Source organism: Massilia eburnea (assembly GCF_009720745.1).
Lineage (GTDB): Bacteria > Pseudomonadota > Gammaproteobacteria > Burkholderiales > Burkholderiaceae_D > Rugamonas > Rugamonas eburnea.
Window position 1 is genome coordinate 1 of the sequence record NZ_WNKX01000020.1, and the last position, 21,874, is coordinate 21,874.

15 protein-coding genes are annotated in these 21,874 nt (G+C 61.6%); 5 read left to right on the top strand and 10 right to left on the bottom strand.

The window, feature by feature from the left end:
• Positions 1 to 286 precede the first annotated feature (286 nt).
• Positions 287 to 1,435: a sugar-transfer associated ATP-grasp domain-containing protein gene (locus tag GM658_RS21645; RefSeq protein WP_155456139.1), complete on the bottom strand. Its 1,149-nt coding sequence runs from the start codon at positions 1,433 to 1,435 to the stop codon at positions 287 to 289.
• A gap of 225 nt (positions 1,436 to 1,660) precedes the next feature.
• Here GM658_RS21645 and GM658_RS21650 point away from each other — a divergent pair, with 225 nt between their 5' ends.
• Complete coding sequence (locus GM658_RS21650) at positions 1,661 to 1,870, top strand: hypothetical protein (protein ID WP_155456140.1); 210 nt, start codon at positions 1,661 to 1,663, stop codon at positions 1,868 to 1,870.
• Positions 1,871 to 1,880: 10 nt separating this feature from the next.
• On the opposite strand, the gene GM658_RS21655 is transcribed toward GM658_RS21650, so the two are convergent.
• The 4 genes from GM658_RS21655 to GM658_RS21670 form a co-directional block, all read right to left on the bottom strand.
• A complete protein-coding gene (locus GM658_RS21655; protein ID WP_170298913.1) occupies positions 1,881 to 2,867 on the bottom strand; it encodes a LacI family DNA-binding transcriptional regulator in 987 nt (328 codons plus the stop codon).
• A gap of 78 nt (positions 2,868 to 2,945) precedes the next feature.
• Positions 2,946 to 5,588, bottom strand: a complete 2,643-nt coding sequence (locus GM658_RS21660) for a beta-mannosidase (RefSeq protein ID WP_155456141.1) — start codon at positions 5,586 to 5,588, stop codon at positions 2,946 to 2,948.
• Complete coding sequence (locus GM658_RS21665; protein ID WP_155456142.1) at positions 5,585 to 7,105, bottom strand: tryptophan halogenase family protein; 1,521 nt, start codon at positions 7,103 to 7,105, stop codon at positions 5,585 to 5,587. Before GM658_RS21665 ends, GM658_RS21660 begins: the two co-directional genes overlap by 4 nt.
• 64 nt (positions 7,106 to 7,169) lie before the next feature.
• Positions 7,170 to 10,241, bottom strand: a complete 3,072-nt coding sequence (locus tag GM658_RS21670) for a TonB-dependent receptor (RefSeq protein ID WP_229417014.1) — start codon at positions 10,239 to 10,241, stop codon at positions 7,170 to 7,172.
• Positions 10,242 to 10,542: 301 nt separating this feature from the next.
• Between GM658_RS21670 and GM658_RS21675 the strand changes: the two genes are divergently transcribed.
• On the top strand, positions 10,543 to 11,046 hold the full coding sequence (locus GM658_RS21675; protein ID WP_155456143.1) for a hypothetical protein: 504 nt from the start codon (positions 10,543 to 10,545) through the stop codon (positions 11,044 to 11,046).
• Here the strand turns inward: GM658_RS21675 and GM658_RS21680 are convergent.
• Entirely contained in the window at positions 11,043 to 13,346 is a 2,304-nt protein-coding gene (locus GM658_RS21680; RefSeq protein WP_155456144.1) for a DNA polymerase II, read from the bottom strand. The genes GM658_RS21675 and GM658_RS21680 overlap by 4 nt on opposite strands.
• Before the next feature lie 115 nt (positions 13,347 to 13,461).
• On the opposite strand from GM658_RS21680, the gene GM658_RS21685 reads away from it, so the two are divergent.
• Positions 13,462 to 13,911, top strand: coding sequence for an outer membrane beta-barrel protein (locus GM658_RS21685; RefSeq protein WP_155456145.1), 450 nt, complete (start codon positions 13,462 to 13,464; stop codon positions 13,909 to 13,911).
• Positions 13,912 to 13,960: 49 nt separating this feature from the next.
• Here the strand turns inward: GM658_RS21685 and GM658_RS21690 are convergent, their stop codons facing one another.
• Positions 13,961 to 15,301 carry a S41 family peptidase gene (locus tag GM658_RS21690; RefSeq protein ID WP_155456146.1) on the bottom strand — a complete coding sequence of 447 codons (1,341 nt, stop codon included), beginning with the start codon at positions 15,299 to 15,301 and terminating at the stop codon, positions 13,961 to 13,963.
• Positions 15,302 to 15,444: 143 nt separating this feature from the next.
• Between GM658_RS21690 and GM658_RS21695 the strand changes: the two genes are divergently transcribed.
• Entirely contained in the window at positions 15,445 to 17,814 is a 2,370-nt protein-coding gene (locus GM658_RS21695; RefSeq protein ID WP_155456147.1) for a S9 family peptidase, read from the top strand.
• Between the two features lie 113 nt (positions 17,815 to 17,927).
• Here GM658_RS21695 and GM658_RS21700 read toward each other — a convergent pair whose 3' ends face one another.
• From GM658_RS21700 to GM658_RS21710, 3 genes are read right to left on the bottom strand one after another with little or no spacing between them, the layout of a single operon-like run.
• Positions 17,928 to 18,377 carry an acyl-CoA thioesterase gene (locus GM658_RS21700; RefSeq protein WP_155456148.1) on the bottom strand — a complete coding sequence of 150 codons (450 nt, stop codon included), beginning with the start codon at positions 18,375 to 18,377 and terminating at the stop codon, positions 17,928 to 17,930.
• 10 nt (positions 18,378 to 18,387) lie between these two features.
• Positions 18,388 to 19,614, bottom strand: coding sequence for an ArgE/DapE family deacylase (locus GM658_RS21705; RefSeq protein WP_155456149.1), 1,227 nt, complete (start codon positions 19,612 to 19,614; stop codon positions 18,388 to 18,390).
• Positions 19,614 to 20,822: a urate hydroxylase PuuD gene (locus tag GM658_RS21710; protein WP_155456150.1), complete on the bottom strand. Its 1,209-nt coding sequence runs from the start codon at positions 20,820 to 20,822 to the stop codon at positions 19,614 to 19,616. The genes GM658_RS21705 and GM658_RS21710 overlap by 1 nt, the downstream gene beginning before the upstream one ends.
• A gap of 113 nt (positions 20,823 to 20,935) precedes the next feature.
• On the opposite strand from GM658_RS21710, the gene GM658_RS21715 reads away from it, so the two are divergent.
• A complete protein-coding gene (locus GM658_RS21715) occupies positions 20,936 to 21,865 on the top strand; it encodes a LysR substrate-binding domain-containing protein (protein WP_155456151.1) in 930 nt (309 codons plus the stop codon).
• Positions 21,866 to 21,874: the final 9 nt, after the last annotated feature.

Here is a 21,874-nt window from a genome sequence, read left to right on the forward strand (position 1 = left end):
TAGTAATGCCACGTCGATCACTCCAATTCCCCACTCAATGTCATGAGCAGGATTGTGTCTTAAACGTGGGTCAGATTCTGATGCAAATTATGCGGCAAAGTGGGTCAATTTTCGGTGCAAATCAACAGCTGACGATATCGCTTGGCTTCGAATCTATCGAAATGTAGCCAACCGATGCAATGATTCTGCCCCCTGCACTTTGGCGAAGCTAGTATGAAATCTGCCAACTGATGAAATGAAATAGCAGAGTCGGACGTTGCCGACCGGGGTTCCTCCTCAGACTTTCTCACCAGGTCCAGTGATGGGACCGTAGTCCAACGCGGCCGTTCTTCGCTGACTTTTTATGAAGCCCGCGATTCCCCGCCAACAAGCTATCCAGGCCTCGCGTCTTCATCAGGTGCACAAACTGCTCGTCGAGGAAGCCGCGGCGATAGGCATGCTGGGAAAGGTCGATATCGCCGAAAGCATTCGCCTCCAGAATCCTGGGGCCATCGTCGCAGATCGCAATATCCCATCCGGGACAGATGAACCCAGGCAGGGCCAGGTGCGCCTCGCATACCAGCCGCTTGATCTCGGGCCAGTGCGGCAATTGGAAGCCCACCAGCGCGGCGCCTGTCCGCGGATGGACAGATACCGTGTTCTGTCCGGGCCCCGTACCCGTAATCACACGACTGACCGTTCCCGTCTCGATGTCGACGGTGGCCAGCATATTGCCGCTTGCGCCGTGCTGGAAGTTGTCGGAGTCGCGTCCGCCTACGTTGATCTTGAAAATGGCTTTGACGAGCTGCGGACCGTTTGGCGTAAGGAAGGTGTGGATGCGCACGCCGGAGATCTTGTCGCCGCAGACTTCGGCGATCTGCGTGTGCGGCGACAACGGCTCCTGCAGGATCCAGCCGAAAGTGCGGCCATCGTCAATCGACTTTGTGAACTCGTCGATAGGGATCGTCGTCCCGTTCCCCAGAACCAGGGAGTCGCCCTCCACCGCTTTGACCAGTGTGTTTCCGCGGCCGTAGCTGCCGAACGACGGCTTCAGATAGACCGGCAAGTTGCCGGAATCGCGAAGATAGCTTGCCAGCGCTTCCCGTGTATCGAGATTGACGAATGGCTGCGGCTTTTGCGCCCGATAGACCGCACGGATGCCCGGCGTCGGTAATCCATAGCCAAGAAACATCGCATACATGGTGAGCTTGTCGATCGTAAGAATCGTCGAGTGCGTATCGACGAGGATCTGCTCCAGTATGGCCTGCACCCGCCAGCCGCCGAACTCCGACTTGGCTTCGAAACTCAGGTCAGTCTGATATAGCCGGAAGTCGAGGTACTCGGAAAATCCCAGCCGTCCTAAACCGCGCCGCAGGCGCCAGGCCTCGAGCAACAGGCTGAGGACGGTACGGTTGCTGTCGCGAGCTGCCTGCTTGATCGAATCGATAATTTCCATGGGACTTATCCTTTTAGAAACCATACACATCCGATTATGTTCTTGGCAATTCAGCGAGCACAAGTGTTCATTTTCCAACGCCATTTATGCGCCGCAACACTAGTTTCCTGCATATCAGCCAAGTTATACGTATTGTGAATATTCAACATTAAAACAAATTATTTGAATTATATGTTGCGTCGCACCATAATGTTCTCAGACGGACAATATTTCACGGAGAACAGTATGAACCTTAGCAAGCACATGGAATTTATCTTTGTAGGCGCACTGGCACTGATCGGTGTGTCCGCCGCAGCTGGCGCCGCAGCGCCTAAATTCCTGGCCGCACGTGCGCCGGCCGTTCACGCGGCCACCGCGCAGAACATCGCACCTCCAGTTGTCGTGGTGAAGACCAAGCGCCTGACTGCCGAAGAAAAGGCCGCACTGGCAGAGTAAGGCAAGGCCCCTAATCGTCGCAGCTGCTTTCGCGGACGATCATTTCCACCGGCATGGTGATCTGGGCGGGGTTTGCGTCCGGATCCTGCAGCAGCAATTCAACCCCGGCGCGCCCCAGTGCCTCCTTGTCCACGTGGATCGTGCTGAGGGGAGGAATGGCGGCGGCGGCGCTGCTGATGTCGTCAAAGCCGACGATTGCGATATCGTGCGGGATCTTCATACCTTGGTTGAGGCAGTACTTCATGGCCGCCAGCGCTGTACTGTCGTTGTAGCAGAACACCGCGTCGGGCCGCTTGGGCAGGCTCAATAGGCTTTGCATGGCCAGCGCCACGCCGTCTTCGCCGTCGCCGATGCTGGGCACAATCACTTCCAGGTCCGGGTCGGCATGAACCTTGGCGTCGAACAGCGCCTTGCGGAAGCCGTGGTTGCGCTGCTGGATACTATAGTGCGCCAACGAGCCGGAAAGCATGGCGATGCGTTTGCGTCCGCTGCGCAGCAGGTGCTGGGTGGCCAGGTAGCCGCCGCGCGCGTTGTCCGGGTTGACCGAAGTGAAGCCGATACGGTGCATGTCCACCAGCACCATGGGCTTGCCGACCTGCTGCAAAGCCGCCAGCACTTCCGGCTCGAAGAATCCGGCGCACAGGATGGCGTCGGGCTGATGCAGCCGGATCTGGCTCAGTACAGGATCCGCCGGGCCAACGGCGATAAAGGACAGGGCAATGCCTTCGCGCCGGCACGCCTCTTCCGCGCCCTGCAGTACCGGAGAGAAGAAAGGACTGGATGCCAGCGTGTTGTGCTGGCTATGCAGCAGGAAGACGATGCGGCGGATGCGGCCCTTCTTAAGTTGCGCGAAATCGTAGCCAAGCTTTTGGGCGGCCTTGCGCACTTTGTTGCGAGTGTCTTCCGTCATGCCGGCCTGGTTCTTCAGCGCGCGCGACACGGTGCCGATCGACAGCCCTGTAGCTTCCGCGATGTCGCGCAGTGTGACCTGACTCACAAAGTCTCTCCCTTTTCCCGGTTTATAAACGCTTCTGGCTGCGTTATATCAGCCGCTTTTGGGGGCGTCAACCGGCGACTACCCCGCTATCGAACGTATGCGCAGCGACTTGCGCAGCGCTGCCAGCCCTGCCTTGGAAGAGACGCGCAGGGAGATGCTTTCGCCCGGCAGCAAGGTCAAGGCGTTGTCGGAAACTTCGGCATCGGTGTCGCCAAAGTCGATCCACACGGCGCGCGCGAGGTTTGTGGCCTTTAGCTCCAGCCGATAGCCTGCGCCGTCAGGGCGCAATTCCGCATGCAGGCCGGAAGCCGGCCAGCGCAGGTCTTTTGCCGCCTTGAAGTAGACCACGTGGCGCGAAGGCGGCTCGCCTTCGGCTTGAAGGTCGAATACCGCGACCGTGCTGGCGGGATCGGCGCTGCCGAGCAAATCCTTGTCTGCATATTCCGCCAGGCTGGCCGCCGACAACGGCGCCATTTCCAGCGCTTTACCCTCGTCGCGCAGCAACTTGCCGTCGAGCGTCATCAGGCGCAGGCGCAGTTCGCCTTTCACGCTATGCGTGCGGTCGTTCAGCAGGCTGACCGTGGTGCGGCCTTCAGGGCTGCGCAGTGCGGCCACGGCGACTGGGGCGTAAAAGCGGCGTGCGTGGAACTGCAGCGCCTTCCAGCGCCCGAACCAGTCTACGCTGGACCATGAGGCGCCCGGCCAGACGTCGTTCAGCTGCCAATACAGGGAACCCATGGTATACGGGCGGCTGGCGCGGTGGTGCAAGGCGGCCAGCTCGATACCCTCGGCTTGCGCGGCCTGGCTAAGGTAGACGAAGTGCGCGAAATCTTTCGGTTCGCCGAATTCGACATTTACATACTTCATCAGGCGCTCATTGCCTTTACCAGCCAGGAATTTCTGGTGCGCTTCGATCACCGGCGTGGCGATGCCTTGTTCGCCGCGCTTGGCGAAAGCGTCGATCGTGCGCTGCACCGGCCATGCCTGCAGGCCGTATTCGGACATGAAGCGCGGTGTGATCTCCAGGTATTTCGACGGCGGATGCGCGGGGTTGCCCCACACTTCCCAGTAGTGCATATCGCCGCTTGCTGGCGTATTGGCGACTTCGGCCAGGTCGTCGCTGGGCGAACTGGCCCAGTAGGCGATGCCGCCGCCCTCCTCCGCCACCACTTTGCGCAAATCGGCGCCGAACAGCTGCTGGTACCCGTTCCAGACTTTGGCGGCGAAGGCGGGATCGGCCGCAGCCATTTCCTTGCCGGGGCCCCAGTACTTCCACGCGATTTCTTCTTCGTTATTGCCGCACCAGAGCGCTAGGCTCGGGTGGTTGCGCAGGCGGCGCACATTGTCGCGAGCCTCGGCGACGACGTTGGCGCGGAAGGCGTTGTCGTAGGCGGGCGGCATGCCGCCGCCGAACATGAAGTCCTGCCAGACCAGCAGGCCAAGTTCGTCGGCCAGGTCGAAGAAGTCGTCGCTCTCGTAATAGCCGCCGCCCCAGCTGCGCAGGAAGTTCATATTGGCATCGCGTGCGGATTGCAGCACGCGCCGCAGCTGGGCCTTGCTCACACGCGGCTGGAACATATCGAAGGGAATGCTGTTCGCGCCTTTGGCGAAGACCGGAATTCCGTTGACCGCGAAATAGAAAGTCTTGCCTTTGTCGTCCGGCTCGCGGCGCAATTCGATGCTCCGCAAGCCAGTGCGGGCGCTGGACTTGGCGATGACGGCCTTGCCGTCGGCGACTTCCAGTTCATAGCGGTACAGGGGCTGAGCGCCGTAGCCGTTGGGGAACCAGCGCTGCGGGCGGTCGATGTGCAGGGGAAGCTCGATGCGATTGGCGCCGGCGTGGAGCTCCGTGCGGCGCTGTGCCGCAAGCGTGCGTTTGCCGTCCGGCGCGGTTTGCCACAGGCGCAGGTCGAAGCCTCCATCACGCACCGCATCGAGCGAGGCGATCGCCATGATGTCGGCGGTCGTTTCGTCAACGCGGTCCTGGCGCAGCTGCAGGTTGTCGATACGTGCTGCGTTCCAGCTTTCCAGCGCTACCGGCTTCCAGATGCCGGCGGTGACGTATCGCGGCCCCCAATCCCAGCCATAGTGATAGCCGGGCTTGCGGGCGAAATTGCCGGTCATGGCATCCTTCGGCTCATCGCCATACGGGGATGGATAATTCCCGGCCAGTTTGAGCGGCATGGCCTGCACCTGCGGCAAAAGCCTGGCAATCGGCGAGCGCAAGACGATGCGCAACGCATTGCCTTTTGCGCGCAGCTTTCCCTGCACCGGGATGCGCCAGGTGCGGAAGGCGTTGTCGGCATCCAGCAGCTTGTCGCCATTGAGCCAGACTTCGGCGAAGGTATCGAGACCATCGAATACCAGGTCGCTGCGCGCGGCTTCCTGCGCGGCGGCAGGCGCGTCGAAGCGGGCGACGTATTCCCAGTCGGCGAGGCCGATCCATTGCAGGCCGGCTTCCGGCGCGCCGACATATGGATCTGGAATCTGCTTGTTCGCGAACAGGTCGGTATGCACCGTGCCCGGGACCTTTGCGGCATGCCATGCCGCCGCTTCCGGATGGGCGGCCAGTTGCGCGTTGCCGGGAACCAGGCGGAAGGTCCAGCCTTTGTCGATGAGGACGCGCTCCGGCGCTGCCGCTGTGGCGACTGCGGCAACCGCCGTCAGGCACAGGCCAAGCAGCAGAACCACCAGGGAACGCCAGTACAGATGCGTGCTCATGGTGCACTCGCCTTCCAGTGCCGCTCAATCCATTCCTGGTGGCTCGGCATCGCGGCAACGGCGTTCTTCAGCATTGCCCGCATGCTTTCCACGACATCGACCAGCTTTTCCTCCGGCATGTCGTCCACGATCGGATGGTAGCTTTGCGGGATGATGCGCTGCCCCAGCATCACCTGCACCCAGCTTGGCAGCGCGAAGAAGTCTTCGCCATGGCGGAAGTAGCGTCCATCGCTGCGGAACAATTCGATTGCTTCGCGCAGGCTGTCCGGAATGGACATGGTGCGGCAGTAGTCCCAGAATGGCGAGTCGTTGCGTTCGGTGGCGTTGTAATGCAGGATCAGGAAGTCGCGCACCCGCTCATATTCGAACTCGGATTCGCGGTTGAACCGTTCCGACAGCAGCGGGTTGAAATCCCGCTTGGGGAACAGCGCCAGCAAGCGCGTAATGCCCGATTGCGCCAGGTAGATGCTGGTGGATTCGAGCGGTTCAAGGAACCCACTGGCCAGCCCCAGCGCAACCACGTTCTTGTTCCAGCATTTCTTGCGCATGCCTGTCGTGAAGCGCAGCGCACGCGGTTCGGCCAGGGCCTTGCCGTCCAGGTTCGCCAACAGGGTCGCGGCGGCTTCGTCGTCGCTGATATGCCGGCTGGAATACACATAGCCGTTGCCGGTGCGGTGTTGCAGGGGAATGCGCCATTGCCAGCCCGCCGTGCGCGCGGTGGAGCGCGTGTACGGGGTGATCGGGGCCACGCTTTCGCAAGGGACGGCCATGGCGCGGTCGCAAGGCAGCCAGTGCGTCCAGTCGACGTAACCGGTCTTCAGCGTCTGCTCGATCAGCAGCCCGCGGAAGCCGGAGCAATCGATGAAAAGTTCGCCGTCGACCACCTGGCCGTTTTCCAGCGTCACCGATTCGATGAAGCCGTCATCGGCGCGCTGGTTGACGCCAACGATCTTGCCTTCGATGCGCTGTACGCCGCGCTGTTCGCCCAGCTCGCGCAGGAAGCGCGCGTACAGGCTGGCGTCGAAATGATAGGCGTAGGCGATATCGGCCAGCGGCGAGCCCGGCGGCGCGTTGCGGTCGCCAGGCGCGAATTTGCCCTGCGGCGCCATGATGGTTTGCGGCGAGTATTCGCCAATCGGCGCAGCGCGCCCGGATTGGAACAGTTTGAGCCAGAACTGGTGGAATGGCAGCGGGCCGACCGAGCGGCCGATGGTACCGAAGCCATGGATATAGCTGTCGCCGATGCGGCTCCAGTCGTTGAATTCGATGCCGAGCTTGATCGTGCCCTGCGTACGCTTGATGAACTCTGTCTCGTCGATGCCGAGCATTTGTCCATTGAACATCCTGATATGCGGGACGCTTGCTTCTCCCACGCCGACGATGCCGATTTCCTCGGATTCGATCAGGCGTACCGAAGCTCCCTTGCCCAGATAAGTGGCCAGCGCCGCTGCAGCCATCCAGCCCGCGCTTCCGCCGCCAACGATAGTGATCTTGCTGATTCGGTCGTGCAGGTTCATTCGGCACTCCAAACAGGAAAAAACCTCCCCGGGCCGTGAGGCGCGGGGAGGAAGGAGGGAAGCATTAGAACTTGTAGTTCAGGCCAAAGTAGGCGACGCGGCCGGCATAACCGTTGGAGTAGAAACGGTCCTTGGTGTCGTCACCCAGGTGGGAACGCGTTTCTTGCTTCGTCAGGTTCAGCACCGAGGCGGTCAGGCTCAATTCCTTGGTGATGTTGTACGCCACATTCAGGTCGATCTGGCTGTAAGGCTCTTCATACACGTTTAAGCCGTTGACCAGGCCGTCCACTACCACGCCGCGGCGGTTGTAGGAAGCGCGCGCCAGGAAGTCGGCGGTTTCGTAGAACACAGTCAGGTTAGCCTGGTTCTTGGCGCTGCCGACCAGCGGCGACTTGCCGATTTCGGTGCCATCGCCCAGGGTGATTGCTGCCTGGTTGGTCTTGTTGTACGTGTAGTTGAACTGGAAGCCCAGGCCGTTGGACAGCGTGTGCTGCGCATACAGCTCGACACCTTGCGAGACGCCGTTACGGCCGCCGGCGGTGGTCGAGTAGCTTTGCACCACCACGCTCTTGCCCGCAACGTCCATGGTCACGTCGCGCACCACAGGCACCGAGAAGTTGCTGACGTTCTTGCGGAAGTAGTCCAGGCCGAGCACGGAGCCGCGGTGGAAGTACCATTCCACGCCGACGTCGAACTGGTTGGCCTTGTACGGCTCAAGCTGCTTGTTGCTGCCGGCGCCGAACCAGCCCTGCTTGTCGCCGCCACCGATCAGGCGGCGGTCATTGACGTACTCCTGGCTGAAGTACTGCAGGCCGCCTGGCGAGGCGATGTCGCCGTAGCTTGGACGCGCCACCACTTTCGATGCCGCTGCGCGCAGTACCAGGTCCTGGTTCAGGTCATAGGCCAGGTTCAGGCTTGGCAGCACATCGTTGTAAGTGCGGTCGAGCGAGCTGACCACGAACGACGAGGTGTGCGACAGGCTTTCCGGCAGGCGGGTGAAGCCGCTGGTGCAACCGGAACCGGCAGGTGCGCCGACTGCTGGCGCGCCGCCCGCCTGGCATGGAGCCGGGCTGCCGTTGGCGCCGTTGAAGAAGTAGTCGTTGTAGTAGTCAACCTGGTCGGTCGAATCGGCGTGCTGCTTGGTCTTGACGAAGCGCAGGCCGACGTTGCCGCGCAGGCGGTCCATCTTGATATTGCCCTGCACGTAGGCCGCCGAGATCTTCTCGCTGACGTTGTACACGAAGTTGTCTTCGTTACGGGTCTGCATGCCGCCGTAAGTCTGGTTCAGGTACGAGATGTAGGCCGGGTAGTTAATCGCAGGGAAGGCGCTGGCACTGATGCCGCCCACCAGGTTACCCAGCGACCCGCTGTTCAGGAACTGCGGCTGGAACTTATTGGCAGTCGGATCGCAGCCGTTCTGGAAGCGCATGTCGTAGTTGGACGGATCGGCGCCCTTGCACACCCAGTAGTTGTTGCCGGTGGCACGATGGGTGCCGCCATCACGGTACTTGGCGCCAAAGTTCAGGGAATCCAGCCAGCTGGTATCGGTGTGCCAGGTGAAGTCGGCCTGGCCGTACTTCTGCTGGGTGCTGTTCTTGGTCCAAGACGAAGAGGTGGAACCCAGGTCGATTTCACCGATGCCTTTTGCCAGGTTGTCCATCAGCTGCGGCGAGAAGGTCATGGTCGGCGTGCCGACGGTATTCCAGGCGCTGGCGGTGTTACCCAGGGTCCAGCTGCCGTCCGCATTTTGCATGCGCGGCTTGATCGGCATCGTCATCTGCATTTCCGGACCGCCCGAAGCCCAGGTGCGGCCCAGCTTGAAGGTCGCGTCCAGGCTCTGGCCATGCCAGTCGGCTTCGAAGTCGGCGGTCTGCGACAGCGCTTTTTCGCGGTTGTAGCTGCCGGTGATCTGCGGCGTTGGAATGGTGCAGTCGTCAGGACCCCAGCCGCCAGGTTGCTGGCCGCCGGCAGCCGCCTGCGCTTCGCTGCAGTAGTAGGTCTTGCCAGGATGCGCGCTGTATTGGGCGCCGGTGACGATGGTCTTGCTCGGATCGAAGGTCAGGCCATCCAGCATGCGGCCGCCCGGCCAGTTGCCGTCGCCGTCATATCGCGCCAGGTTCCATTCCGGGATTTTCAGGATGTTGGTCTGCGAATTCTGCTTCAGGTCGAAGCGGAAGTAGTTGGCCGTCAGGGTCAGGTTGCGGACCGGCTTGAACTGCAGGGTCATCTGGCCGCCCTTGCGTTCGCGCTCTTCGTTCTTCACGTTGAGGTTGACCGAGGTCGGCATCATGAAGTTGGTGTAGTACTTGCCGTTCTGGTCGTGAAAACCAGACTGGCCCCACCAGTAGCTATCCAGGTTGGACTCTTTGCCGTTGACGTCGGTCGCAGGGTGGCCCTTGTAGTCGTCGCCGTACCACTGCCAGTTTTCGGTGCTGGCGCCCATGGTGCGCGTGGTGCGTTTTTGCGAGGTCAGGCCGACCAGGACGCCGAAGCGGTTGCTCTCGTCGTGCCAGGCGTACTGGCCGGCGAACTGGCCGTCGGTCTTCTTGGTGGTGTCGGCCCAGGTGCCTTCCGCCGACACAAAGCCGCTGCCGGACTTCACGTCCAGCGGACGGCGGGTGTGCAGGATCACGGTGCCGCCAATGCCGCCTTCGTCGATGCGCGCTTCCGGAGACTTGAACAGCTCCGCGCTGGACAGCATATTGGACGGCATCAGCATGTAGTTGAAGGAACGGGTCGGGTCGCCGTTCGATTCGGCGGTGGCGATATAGTTGCCGTTCAACTGAGTCAGGGTCAGTTCCGAGGACAGGCCGCGCACACTGACGTTCTTGCCTTCGCCGCCGCTGCGGTCGATGATCACGCCCGGTACGCGCTGCAGCGCGTCCGCCACGTTCTTGTCTGGGAACTTACCGATATCCTCCGCGGTCACCACCTCGATGATCGAGTTGGAATCGCGTTTCTGGTCAAGGCTTTTCTCGATCGCGTAGCGGTAGCCGGTCACCACCACCGTGTTCGGGTCTTGCGCGGCTTGCCCGGTCTGCGCGGCTTGCGTGGTTTGCGCCTGGGCGTTGGCGAGGGTCAGCAGGGCTGCGCTGACAGCCATGGTGATCGGCGCAAGGTTGGTTCTTAACGTCATATAGGTCTCCTGGTTATGCCCAGCGGCGGGGCTCTATGTGGGACGGCGATTTACTAAACGGCGGGGGTATCGCCTGTCTCCCGGTGGGAATCGCATTCCACTAGGGATAGTTAAACAAGGAACCTTGCCTACTTCAACAAACTTTCTGCGTTTAGAAGAAGTTTAGTTTTGTTTTAGTAAACAACAGTGAGGCTAATTTGCCACACCTGCCACGGGCCGCAGGGGCCGGACTTTCTGCTAAGATTCGCCGAATCGTCCCGGACAAAACCACCGCATGCCCAGCCTTCGCCAGAATTTCTTCATGGTCCTCGCAACAATGATCATGTTCGGCGCTGCCCTGTTGATCAATGAGCTGCTGTTCAAACAGCTGGAATTCGCGGAAGGCATCAACTGGGTCTACCTGCCTGCAGGCGTGCGCCTGCTGGCCACCCTGCTGTTTGCCGAGGCCGGCGCGATCGGCCTGCTGCTGGTTTCCTGGCTCTACTGCTTCACCATCCTGTTCCCGCATGACCCGGTGCGCGCCTTTGCCGGCGGCATTTTGTCCAGCGCGGCCCCGTACCTGGTCTACCTTGGCGCCCAGCGCTGGCTTGATTTGAAAGGCTCGCTGGCCAACCTCTCAGCCTGGCAGGTGCTGGTGTGCGCAGTTGCCTATTCGCTGGCCAGTCCCTTGCTGCACCACATCTGGTTCGCCTTGTACGAAGGGCGCGGCGATCTACTGCATAGCTTCGCGGCTATGGCCCTGGGCGACCTGGCCGGTACGCTGCTGGTGCTATTTCTCACCAAGTGGGTGATGCCGCGGCCTTAAAACAGCGCCTGCTGCGCCGTGGTCAGCGCGGAGAAGCTGTCGTGCAGCGGCAGCAGGATGGCGTCGGCGATGGGCTGCAGCTGTTTATCGAGGTAATGCTGGTAATCGATCGGTGAGCGCTGCACTTCCAGCGGCTCCGGTCCGCCGGTGGTGATCACATAGCTGATACGGCCGCCGTTCTGGTAGCGCAATGGGCGGCCTTGCGCCTTGTTGAAATCATCGGCCAGGCGTGCCGCACGCACTTGCGGCGGCACATTGACCTGGTATTCATCCAGCCGGTGGCGCAGGCGCTTGCGGTACACCAGCAGCTCGTCATGCTCGCCGGAGAGGGTCTTGCGGGCGTATTCGCGCACAAAGTCCTGGTATGGCTCGTCGCGGAAAATGCGCGCGAACAGGCCTTGCTGGAATTGCTGCGCCAGCGGGGTCCAGTCGCTGCGCGCCACTTCCAGTCCACGGTAAATGATGTCGCCATCGCTGGTCAGGCCGGCGTAGCGCTTCTTGCTGCCCATGTCCGTACCGCGGATGGTCGGCATGAAGAACTTCTGGTAATACGTGTCGAATTCGATTTCCAGATAGCTTTCCAGCTTGTATTTGCGCTTGAGGCGCTCGCGCCACCATTTGTTGATCTTCTCGACCAGCTCACGGGCGATGGCCAGCGCTTCTTCCGTTTCGTGCTGGCGTTTAAGCCAGATGAAGATGGAGTCGGTGTCGCCGTAGATCGCTTCGTAGCCTTCCTTCTCCACCAGCTCGCGCGTGAGCTTGAGCAGTTCGTGGCCGCGCAGGGTAACGGAGGAAATCAGCTGCGGGTGGTAGAAGCGGCAGTCGGTGGAGCCAAGCACGCCGACAAAAGAGTTCATCAGCAGCTTGAGCGCCGTCGACAGCGCGTCGTTCTTCTCGCGTTTGGCGGCATCGCGGCCTTGCCACAGCTGGGTGGTGATGGCGGGCAGGCAGTGGCGCGTGCGCGAGAATTGCGCGCCGCGCATGCCGGGCACCGGATCCTCCTCCGTTTCTCCCTCGACCATGCCGACCGGGTCGACCAGGAAGGAACGGATGATCGAGGGGTACAGGCTCTTGAAGTCCAGCACCACCACCGAATCGTACAGGCCGGGACGTGAATCCATGACAAAGCCCCCCGGTGAGGCCACGGCGGGAATCTCGCCTACGTTAGGCGCCACATAGCCTTCGCGGTGCATGCGCGGCAGGTACTGGTGGCTGAAGGCGGCAATCGACCCGCCCATGTGGTCGGGCACCAGGCCGGTCACGTGCGAGCGCTCCAGGATGAAGTCCATCACGCGTGTCTTTTCAAAGATGCGCGTCACCAGCTCGCAGTCTTTCAGGTTATAGGTCGCGAGGGCCGGCTTGTCTTCGCGGAAGCGGCGTTCGATTTCGGCCATCTTGTCGTAATCGCTGCCGATGTCCTTGCCCTCGCCCAAAAGCTCCTGCGACACGTTTTCCAGGCTGAAGGAAGGGAAATTCCACGAGGCTGCGCGCAAGGCTTCAATGCCGTCGATCGCAATGCGGCCGGGGATGGAGGCGAACACATAGCCATCGCGCGCCTGGTGCGTGCGCCAGTCGACCGGGCGGCCTTCGCGCCCGAGCAGCAACGGTACTTTGTACTTCTCAGCGTTCTTTTGCAGTGTTTGCAGGTCGAACTGCACCACGCTCCAGCCGATGATGGCATCCGGGTCGTGCACGCGGAACCATTCGTTGAGCTTTTCGATCACGCGCCGCGGCGTCGCGCAGTATTCCAGGTCGAAGTCGACGTCCGGCGCCACGGCCGGCTGTTCGCCCAGCATATAAACCTGGCGCTGGCCGCAGCCTTCCAGCGCAATCGAATACAGGTCGCCGAAAGCGCTGGTCTCGATATCCAGCGATACCATGCGCAGGCGCGGGCGGAATTCCGGCGCGGGACGCAGCTTGCCGCCTTCGAATTCAACGCCAGCGGTGATGAAGCGCTCCATCAGGTAGCGCTCCGGCGGCTTGATGTCCGCCTCGTACAGGCGGATGCCGCGCTCACCGAGCTTGCGCTCCAGCGCCAGCAGCTGCTTGTAATGGCTGGCGTAAATACCGACCACTGGCTCGCGCTGGAAAGTCTTGAGCGCCACTTCACGCAGGTCGATGCCCGGCATGCCGGCCGCCAGGGTGGCAATGGTGTCGCGCAACGAAGCCTCGGCGAAAGCCACCGAGGCTTGTTGCGTCAACAGGATTTTGCGCGGACCTTCATCGGTGGCAAGCCAGAACTCGATTTCCGTGCCGTCGCGGGCATCGCGCCAGGCGCGGGTAAGGATAAAACCAGGCATGGCGAAATTATACTGTACGCACACACAGTGGATTTGCAACAGTTGAAAGTATTCGCTAAAATCTAATGTTGCCCTACACCAAGTAAGGCAATCTAGTTAAATAATAGGAAACAGAATGATCAAGAAAATCACCGTTGCGGCCCTGCTGGCAGCTACCTCTTTCGCCGCTTCCGCAGCACAAGGCAATTTCTACGCTGGCGCCGACATCGGCTCCTCCAAGTTCAAGCACTACTCCAGCGACACCAGCGTTGGCGTGTTCGGCGGCTACAACTTCAACCAGAACGTGGCTGTAGAACTGGGCTACCGTGACCTGGGCGACTTCGACGGCAGCGTCAAGCAGACCGCCCTCTCCGTGATCGGTTCCGTACCGGTCGCCAACAAAGTAGCCGTGTACGGCCGCCTGGGCTTCAACCGCCTGAGCAGCGAAGGCGAGCACGTCAACCGCGGCCTGTTCGGCGCCGGCGTGAGCTACGAGTTCACCAAACAGTTCACCGGCCGCGTTGAACTGCAGCGTCAATACAACAACGCCCACAACCTGAGCGTAGGCGTAGCGTACAACTTCTAAGCGCCTGCTTTGAAGGAAAGGCCGCCGGATCTTGGTCCGGCGGCTTTTTTTATTTCGGCTGCAGCGTAGCCAGGGCCGCTTCCAGCACTTCATCGCGGCCGGCGCGCACGCCCTCCACGGTTTGCTTGACGATGTGCTGCGGCTGAACGCCGACGCCGACGAAGGCGCGGCCGTCCGGATAGGTATCCTGCTTGGTGCAGATACGCGCGCTCCCGCCGCCCGGCAGCTTGATGAACAGGGGCTGGCCGGTACTGCCGCCGGTGGCTTCGCCCACCAGGGTGCCGCGCTGCATGCTGTCGAAGGCGACCACAAAGTCTTCAGCCGCCGAGTAGGTGCCGGCGCTGGTCAGCACCAGCACGGGCTTCTTGTACTGGCGTTGCGGGTCTGGTTGAACCGCCTCCGGTGCCTCCGCATACATCGGCTGCTCCTTGTTCCATGCGCGCCAGGTCGGCTTGTAGTCGCGCGTGGCCCAGCGGCTGGTCAGGAAAGCCTTGTCGTCCAGCGTGGACAGGATCTTGTAGCCCACGTCGGAATTGCCGCCGCCGTTGCGGCGCACGTCGATCACCAGGGCGGAGGACTTGGCGATTTCATCGAAAGCTGCCAGCCAGGCTTCGGCGGCGCTGTTGTCATTAAAGCTGTTCAGGGAAACATAGGCGACGTCGCCCGGCAGCATGCTGAATTCGAACGATGGCGAATTGGCCATGGCGGCCTTGCGGACCTCAAGGCTCACCCGCGGCAGCTGTTGCTCGAATTGCTTGCCGGCGGCGTCGCGGAAGGCGACACGCGGCGCAGTGCCAACCGGGCCGCGCAGGAACAGGTAGCCAAAGGTGCGCAGTTCTTCATCCTGGGGCGTGGAAGCGCTCACGTAGGGCGCAAGCTCGCGGGCAGCGTAAGCCTTCACTTCCATCCCATCCACTGCAGTGACTTCGAGGCCCGGCATGATGCCCTTGGCGCGCAAGCCCGGGTCAAGCACCTCGGTGACGATCACGCGGCCGTCGATCGGACGGGTTTTCAGCAGCGGAATGCCCAGCATCCGGTCGGACAGTTCTTGCGGCGGATAGACGCCGGTGTGGCCGTCCTTCAGCTTCGCTACCAGTTCCTGCAGCACGCGGTAGTAGTCTTCGGTGCTGCGCGTGGCGCGCACGCGCGGCAGGGCTTCCAGGTAAAGCTTGTCCCAATCCAGCTTTTCCAGCGTCGCGGTATCGACGAAGTTGTATTTCACTTCCGACCACAGTTTGGACAGGCCGGCGATCTTTTCGTCCTCGCTGATGTTTTCTTTATAAGACCCGGCCAGGGCCGCGGTCTCCCACTGCATTGCAGGCTGCTGCTGCGCCATCGCGCCGGCGGCCGCCAGGGCCAGTACCAGTGCCGCTACATGGCTTTTTGCCATCTTGTCTCCTGAATAGGCTGAATTTGCTGAATGAGCGTCATTCTAGAGGCCCTGCGGCAAGGACGCTACCCTGTTACAAGCCTGATACTTTTCGCGCAGTGGGCGGCTGCTAGAATGCCTCCTCGATTTCTCACTACCACTGTATGCGCCGACTATCCCTCCCCGCGCTGGCCGCCCTGCTGGCCGCGCCTGCATTCGCAGCCGCACCTGCCCCGACCCCAATTACCCTCGACCAGGCCATGGCCAACCCGGACTGGATCGGCCCACCTGTGGAAAGCGCGTGGTGGAGCTGGGACAGCAAGCAGGTGTTCTATAAACAGAAGCGCAGCGGCTCCTCGCTGCGCGACACCTTCCAGGCCGGCGACAAGCCACGCCTGGTGGCCGATTCCGAACAGGCCAAGCAGGACAGCCCGAACATGGTCTTCAACCGCGAACGCACGCGCGCCATCGTGCTGCGCAACGGCGACCTGTTCGAGCGCGACCTGAAATCCGGCGCCCTGGTGCAAATCAGCCGCGGCACGGCCAACGCCTCCGCACCACAGTATTCGGCCGATGGCGCGAATGTGCAGTTCAAAGTCGGCAATGACTGGTTCAGCTGGAACCGCGCCGACCGCCTGGTCTCCCCGGTCGCCCTGCCGCGCGCGGCCAAGGATCCCGCCGCTGCGCCCGACGAAGACTACCTGCGCGACATGCAGCTGCGCCTGATCACTACCCTCAAGCGCCAGAAGGATGAACGCGACGAGACGCGCGCCCGCGCCAAGGAATTGCGCGCCGCCGACGCCACCCGCGCGCCTGCCCCGCTCTATTTCGGCGAAAAGGTATCCATCGATGCTTCTTCGCTTTCGCCGGACGGCCGCTGGCTGCTGGTCGCCACGTCGCCAAAGTCGAGCGAGAACGGCCGCATTGGCAAAATGCCGCGCTATGTCACTGAATCAGGCTACGAGGAATTCGACGACCAGCGCACCCGCGTCGGCCGCAACCTGCCGCTGGCACAGTCCCTGAAGCTGGTGGACCTGCACAGCGGCGCGATCAAGGACCTGCCTTTCGACAGCCTGCCCGGCATCACCACCGACCCGCTGGCCAGCCTGCGTGAAGCGGCCAAGCAGCCAGCCCTGAAAGGCAACCGCGCCATCCGCCTGGATGACGACGAGGGTGACGGCATTGCCTGGAGCAGCAACGGCGGCAAGCTCGCCGTCATGCTGCGCGCGGTGGACAACAAGGACCGCTGGCTGGCCGCCGTCGACCTGGAAGGCGCAAAACTGAAGACCCTGCACCACCTGAGCGATAACGCCTGGATCAACAACAGCTACAACGAATTCGGCTGGCTGCCGGACAACAGCACGCTGTGGTTCATGTCCGAGGAAAGCGGCTACTCCCACCTGTACACGCTGGATGCGGATGGCAAGCAGCGCGCCCTGACCAGCGGCAAATGGGAAGCCACCAGCGTCAAATGGAACGCCGACGGCAGCCTGGCCTATATGTTGTGCAACCGCCGCAACCCGGGCGAATACGAAGTGTGCTCGGCATCAGCCAAGGACGCGTCGGTACGCGAAGTCACCCAGCTCGATGGCGGCGTCGAGCAGTTCGCCCTTTCGCCGGACCAGCGCAAGCTGCTGGTGCACTACTCCAGCGCCTACATGCCTGTGCAGCTGGCGACCGTACCGGCCGCCGGCGGCGCGGCAACTAAGCTGACTGATACCCGCACCGCCGATTACAAGGCGCGCGAGTGGATCCAGCCGCAACTGGTGGCCGTGCCATCGGTCCATGGCGCGGGCCAGCCGATCTGGTCCAAGCTGTACCGCCCGGCCACGCTGGAACCGGGCAGGAAGTACCCGATCGTGATGTTCGTGCATGGCGCCGGCTACCTGCAGAACACGAGCAAACGCTACCCCAACTACTTCCGCGAGCAGATGTTCCACAACCTGCTGGTGGAAAAGGGTTACATCGTGCTGGACATGGACTACCGCGCTTCCAAGGGCTATGGCCGCAACTGGCGTACCGCGATCTACCGGCAGATGGGGCACCCTGAACTGGACGACTATGTCGATGGCGCCAAATGGCTGGCGGAGAACCAGCAAGGCGATATCGGCAAGGTGGGCATCTACGGCGGCAGCTACGGCGGCTTCATGACCTTCATGGCGCTGCTGCGCGAGCCCGAATTGTTCAAGGCCGGCGCCGCGCTGCGCCCCGTGACCGACTGGACGACTTACAACCATGGCTACACGGCCAATATCCTCAATACGCCGGATATCGATCCGGAGGCTTATCGTGTCTCGTCACCGATCGAGTACGCGGACAAGCTGAAAGGCCACCTGCTGATCGCGCATGGCATGGTGGACGACAATGTGTTCTTCCAGGATTCGGTGCGCATGGCGCAGCGGCTCATCGAGCTGAAAAAGGATCATTGGGAACTGGCGCCTTATCCGATGGAGCGGCATGGATTCGTGCAGCCGGAGAGCTGGTACGACGAGTACCGCCGTATTTACCAGCTGTTTGAGCGGACGCTCAAGTGAAACCCGGCAAATCTGGGTCAGACCCAAGGGTCTGACCCTGGTACGCGGCCGCCGGGAGTCTTGGGTCTGACGGGACGGCCATCCGGCTTGGGTCTGACCCTGAATTACCGGGTTTAGGGTTTCACCACGCTACTAGGCAGCGTCTGAAAATCATCCGTCTGATAAAGCGACGTCCAAGCCGCCAATAATGCCGGCGGCGGCGTCACCAGCTTGCGCGCGGTCAGGTCCAGCCACCCGCCCGAACTGTTGATGCGCGCCGACAGCTTCCCATCGCTGCGATAAACATCACTACGCAGCATCCAGCGGCTCCCGTCCTGCGACATCCCGGCCAGCGCCAGGGTCACCGTGATCTGGTCCATCAGCAGCACTTCCTTGAAGTACGCGATATCGTCCTTCATCACGACAGGACCGATATTCAGCCGCTTGAATTCCGCCATCGGAAAACCGTGCTCGCCCAAAAACATCATGCGAATATCGCCCGCCTTGTTCAGGTAAGCCGTATTGGCCATATGGCTGTTGAAGTCCATATCGCCCCAGCCGGCCAGCATCTTCCGCTCAAACATCACCACTCCTTTACTCGGCCGCGAGGAAGTCCAGCAGAGTCAGGGCCACGATCTTGGTCGCCTTGCGCAAGTCTTCCAGCAGCAATTTCTCATCCGCCTTCTTGGCATTCGATTCGGGCACGCTGCGCGGCCCTGCACCATATAGTACCGCCGGAATGCCATGCTCGCCATACAGGCGCGCGTCCGCGTAGAGCGGCGTACCGACGGCCGGGATATCCTCGCCCAGCACCTCGCGGGCATTCTTCTGCAGGTTCGCCACCAGCTGCGCGCCGGCCGGCAAGGGACGTAAAGCGTGGGAGAGCAGCAAGCGCTTGACCTCAAGACGGATGCCGGGCACGCCCTGCACCGCCTCCTCGATCAGCCTGCGCACTTGCGCCTCGACTGCGACCGGATCTTCTTCCGGAATCATGCGGCGGTCCATCTTCATCACCACTTTGCCCGGCACCACATTGGTATTGGTGCCGCCATCGATACGGCCTACCAGCATGGTTGGCGAATCGATGCCCGGCACTTTGGACTTCACCTTCTTCAGTTCCGGTAACTGGCCGTAGATCGCATTCAGTATCCGGGTCGCCGCCTGCAGCGCGTCGTGGCCGGTTTCCGGCATGGCGCCGTGGCCGGACTTGCCGTGCACGGTGATCTCCAGTTGCAGGCAGGCGTTGTGCGCCGTGACGATGTTGTAGCTGAAGCCAGCCGCAATCACATAATCCGGCTTGGTCAGCTTTTCGCGCAGCAGGAAGCCAGGGCCCAGCAGGCCGCCGAATTCTTCGTCATAGGTAAAGTGCAGTTCAATCGCGCCTTTGAGCTTGACACCCAGCGCCTCCAGCGCGCGCACGGCGAAAATATAGGTCGCGAAATCGCACTTCGATACGGCGGCCGCACGGCCGTAGATATAGCCGTTCTCGATCACGCCGCCATACGGCGGATAAGTCCAGCCCTCGCCCGGAGGCACCACGTCGCCGTGGGCATTGAGTGCAATGGTCGGCCCGCCCGCCGCATAAGGCCGGCGGATGATCAGGTTGGTGATAGATTCCATGCCGTAATCGCGCACCTCCTGCTCTGGCACGGCGTGCTTCTCGGCGGTCCAGCCGTAGGCCTTGACCAGTTCCGCCACGGTTTCCGCATGCGGCGCATTGTTGCCGGGCGGCGTATCGGTCGGAACGCGCAGCACCTGCTGCAGCAGCGCCACTTCTTCGTCGAAATGGGCATCGATCCATTGCGTGATTTTCTCGTTCATTACTTTGCTCCTGCGGCGAACCAGGCGCCCAGTTCGGCGCGTTCGGCTTCGGTCATATTGGTCAGGTTACCGATCGGCATATCCTTCTGCTCCACAGCGCGTTTGTGGATCTGGGCGGCGCGCTGGTGTACCTGGTCTGCCGTATCAAACAGCACGCCGGCTGGCGCGGTAGCAAAGCCGGGCTGGGTCGGCGTCGCGGAATGGCAAGCCACGCAGCGCGTATCAATGATGGCCTTCACTTTCGCAAATTGGGCGGCCGGATCTGCGGCAGGCTTTACAGCGGCAGGCTTGGACGGCGCAATCGCCACCGCCACCGCAAGCAGCAGCGCCGCGCCAATCGCCGGATAGCGCCACTCAACGCGGCCCTTGTGGCGCAGGTTGAAGAAGTGGCGAATAAAGACGCCTGCCGCCATGATGAAGCCCAGCACCAGCCAGGCATTCCTGTTCTGGTACGTCATCGCATAGTGGTTACTGATCATGATGAACAGCACCGGCAACGTAAAGTAATTGTTATGCACGCTGCGCTGCTTGGCCTTGATGCCGTGGACCGGGTCCGGCAGGCTGCCCGCCTGCATGGCCTGCACCATCTTGCGCTGGCCCGGAATGATCACCATTGCCACGTTGGCGACCATCATGGTGCCGATCATCGCACCGATGTGGATGAAGGCCGCGCGGCCGCTCAGCAAGTGCGTCAACGCATAGGCGGAAACAAGCAGCAGCACGAACACCACCAGGCCAAGCCATTTTTCGCTTTTGCCAAGCGGGGAGCGGCACAGCGCGTCGTAGACAATCCAGCCCGCGACCAGGAAGCCGATGCCGATACCGATGGCCTGGAGGCTGGACAGGTCGGCCACCTGCTTATCCACCATCATGGCTTGTGCGTTGAAGTAGTAGGCAATGGTCAGCAAGGCAATGCCAGACAGCCAGGTGGTGTAAGCCTCCCACTTGAACCAATGGAGCTCCTTCGGCAGTTCGGCCGGCGCCACCAGGTACTTCTGCGGGTTATAGAATCCGCCGCCATGCACCGCCCACAATTCGCCTGACACGCCCTTCTTCGCCAAGTCCGAGCCAGGCGCCGGCGGGCGGATCGAATTATCCAGCCACACGAAATAGAACGAAGCGCCGATCCAGGCAATGCCCGTGATGATGTGCAGCCAGCGCACCAGCAGGTTTGCCCATTCCAGGCCATAGGGCAGCAGGTATTCCATGTAAATCCTTGAGTTGAAGAAGTGGCAATCTATCGAAGATACGCGTTTTCGAGCCCCTGCAACATGAAATATGTCGTATATTCAAGATATTCGAATTCATATACGTAAGCAAGATGTCCGGCCTTCCGCAACACCTCGATATCCACCTCATTCGCATTCTCTACCTGCTGCTGGTGGAGAAGAACGTATCGCGGGTGGCGCTCAAGCTCAATCAACCGCAGCCTTCCATCTCCGCCTCGCTGCGCAAGCTGCGCGAGCTGACCGGCGACCCCTTGCTGGTGCGCGGTGCGCGCGGCATGGTGCCGACCCAGCACGGCGAAAGCCTTCTCAAGCCGGCCAAGCGCATCCTGGACGAGACGGAATCGCTGTTCGTGAAGAAGACGCCCTTCGTGGCACAGGAAGAAGCCCGCACCTTCAATATCGCCGCGCCGGACTACCTGGACAGCCAGTTCCTGCCGAACGTGGTGGCCATGCTGCGGCGCGGCTCGCCCAAAAGCCGCGTCGTCATCCACTCGATCGGCCCCGGCACCGACTACCTGCGCCTGCTATCGGACGGCGACATGGACCTGGTGATCGCCAACTGGGATGAACCGCCGCAGCACCTGCACATTTCCAAGCTGTTCGAAGACCCGATCATCTGCGCCATGCACGCCGGCAGCCCATATGCCAAGCGCACCGCCAGCGACGCCATGACGCTGGACGACTATCTCACCCTGCCCCATGTCGCACCCTCCCAGATGGTGCCCGGCTACGGCGGCGTGATCGACGCCTTCCTGGAACGCCAGGGCCTGCGCCGCAACGTGGCGGTGGAATCGGCCTATTTCAGCCTGATCCCCTACATGCTGGCGCAAACCGACCTGGTACTGACCACCGGCCGCCAGTTCTTGCGTTTTTACGAGAACTCGCTGCCGTTGAAAGTCTTCACCCCGCCGGTGAAGTTCCCGCCGATGCGCTTCTACCAGCTTTGGCACGAACGCGTGCACCAGGCCCCCGAACACAAATGGCTGCGCGACCAGGTGACCGCCGCCGCCAAGGCACTTTGATAATGGCAG

What these genes read in the sequence shown, in the direction of transcription:
- GM658_RS21650 (WP_155456140.1), top strand. Translation starts at nt 1,661, where the DNA reads ATGAACCTTAGCAAGCACATGGAATTTATCTTTGTAGGCGCACTGGCA.
- GM658_RS21715 (WP_155456151.1), top strand. Translation starts at nt 20,936, where the DNA reads ATGTCCGGCCTTCCGCAACACCTCGATATCCACCTCATTCGCATTCTC.
- GM658_RS21710 (WP_155456150.1), bottom strand. Translation starts at nt 20,822, where the DNA reads ATGGAATACCTGCTGCCCTATGGCCTGGAATGGGCAAACCTGCTGGTG.
- GM658_RS21705 (WP_155456149.1), bottom strand. Translation starts at nt 19,614, where the DNA reads ATGAACGAGAAAATCACGCAATGGATCGATGCCCATTTCGACGAAGAA.
- GM658_RS21700 (WP_155456148.1), bottom strand. Translation starts at nt 18,377, where the DNA reads ATGTTTGAGCGGAAGATGCTGGCCGGCTGGGGCGATATGGACTTCAAC.
- GM658_RS21670 (WP_229417014.1), bottom strand. Translation starts at nt 10,241, where the DNA reads ATGACGTTAAGAACCAACCTTGCGCCGATCACCATGGCTGTCAGCGCA.
- GM658_RS21665 (WP_155456142.1), bottom strand. Translation starts at nt 7,105, where the DNA reads ATGAACCTGCACGACCGAATCAGCAAGATCACTATCGTTGGCGGCGGA.
- GM658_RS21680 (WP_155456144.1), bottom strand. Translation starts at nt 13,346, where the DNA reads ATGCCTGGTTTTATCCTTACCCGCGCCTGGCGCGATGCCCGCGACGGC.
- GM658_RS21645 (WP_155456139.1), bottom strand. Translation starts at nt 1,435, where the DNA reads ATGGAAATTATCGATTCGATCAAGCAGGCAGCTCGCGACAGCAACCGT.
- GM658_RS21675 (WP_155456143.1), top strand. Translation starts at nt 10,543, where the DNA reads ATGGTCCTCGCAACAATGATCATGTTCGGCGCTGCCCTGTTGATCAAT.
- GM658_RS21690 (WP_155456146.1), bottom strand. Translation starts at nt 15,301, where the DNA reads ATGGCAAAAAGCCATGTAGCGGCACTGGTACTGGCCCTGGCGGCCGCC.
- GM658_RS21695 (WP_155456147.1), top strand. Translation starts at nt 15,445, where the DNA reads ATGCGCCGACTATCCCTCCCCGCGCTGGCCGCCCTGCTGGCCGCGCCT.
- GM658_RS21685 (WP_155456145.1), top strand. Translation starts at nt 13,462, where the DNA reads ATGATCAAGAAAATCACCGTTGCGGCCCTGCTGGCAGCTACCTCTTTC.
- GM658_RS21660 (WP_155456141.1), bottom strand. Translation starts at nt 5,588, where the DNA reads ATGAGCACGCATCTGTACTGGCGTTCCCTGGTGGTTCTGCTGCTTGGC.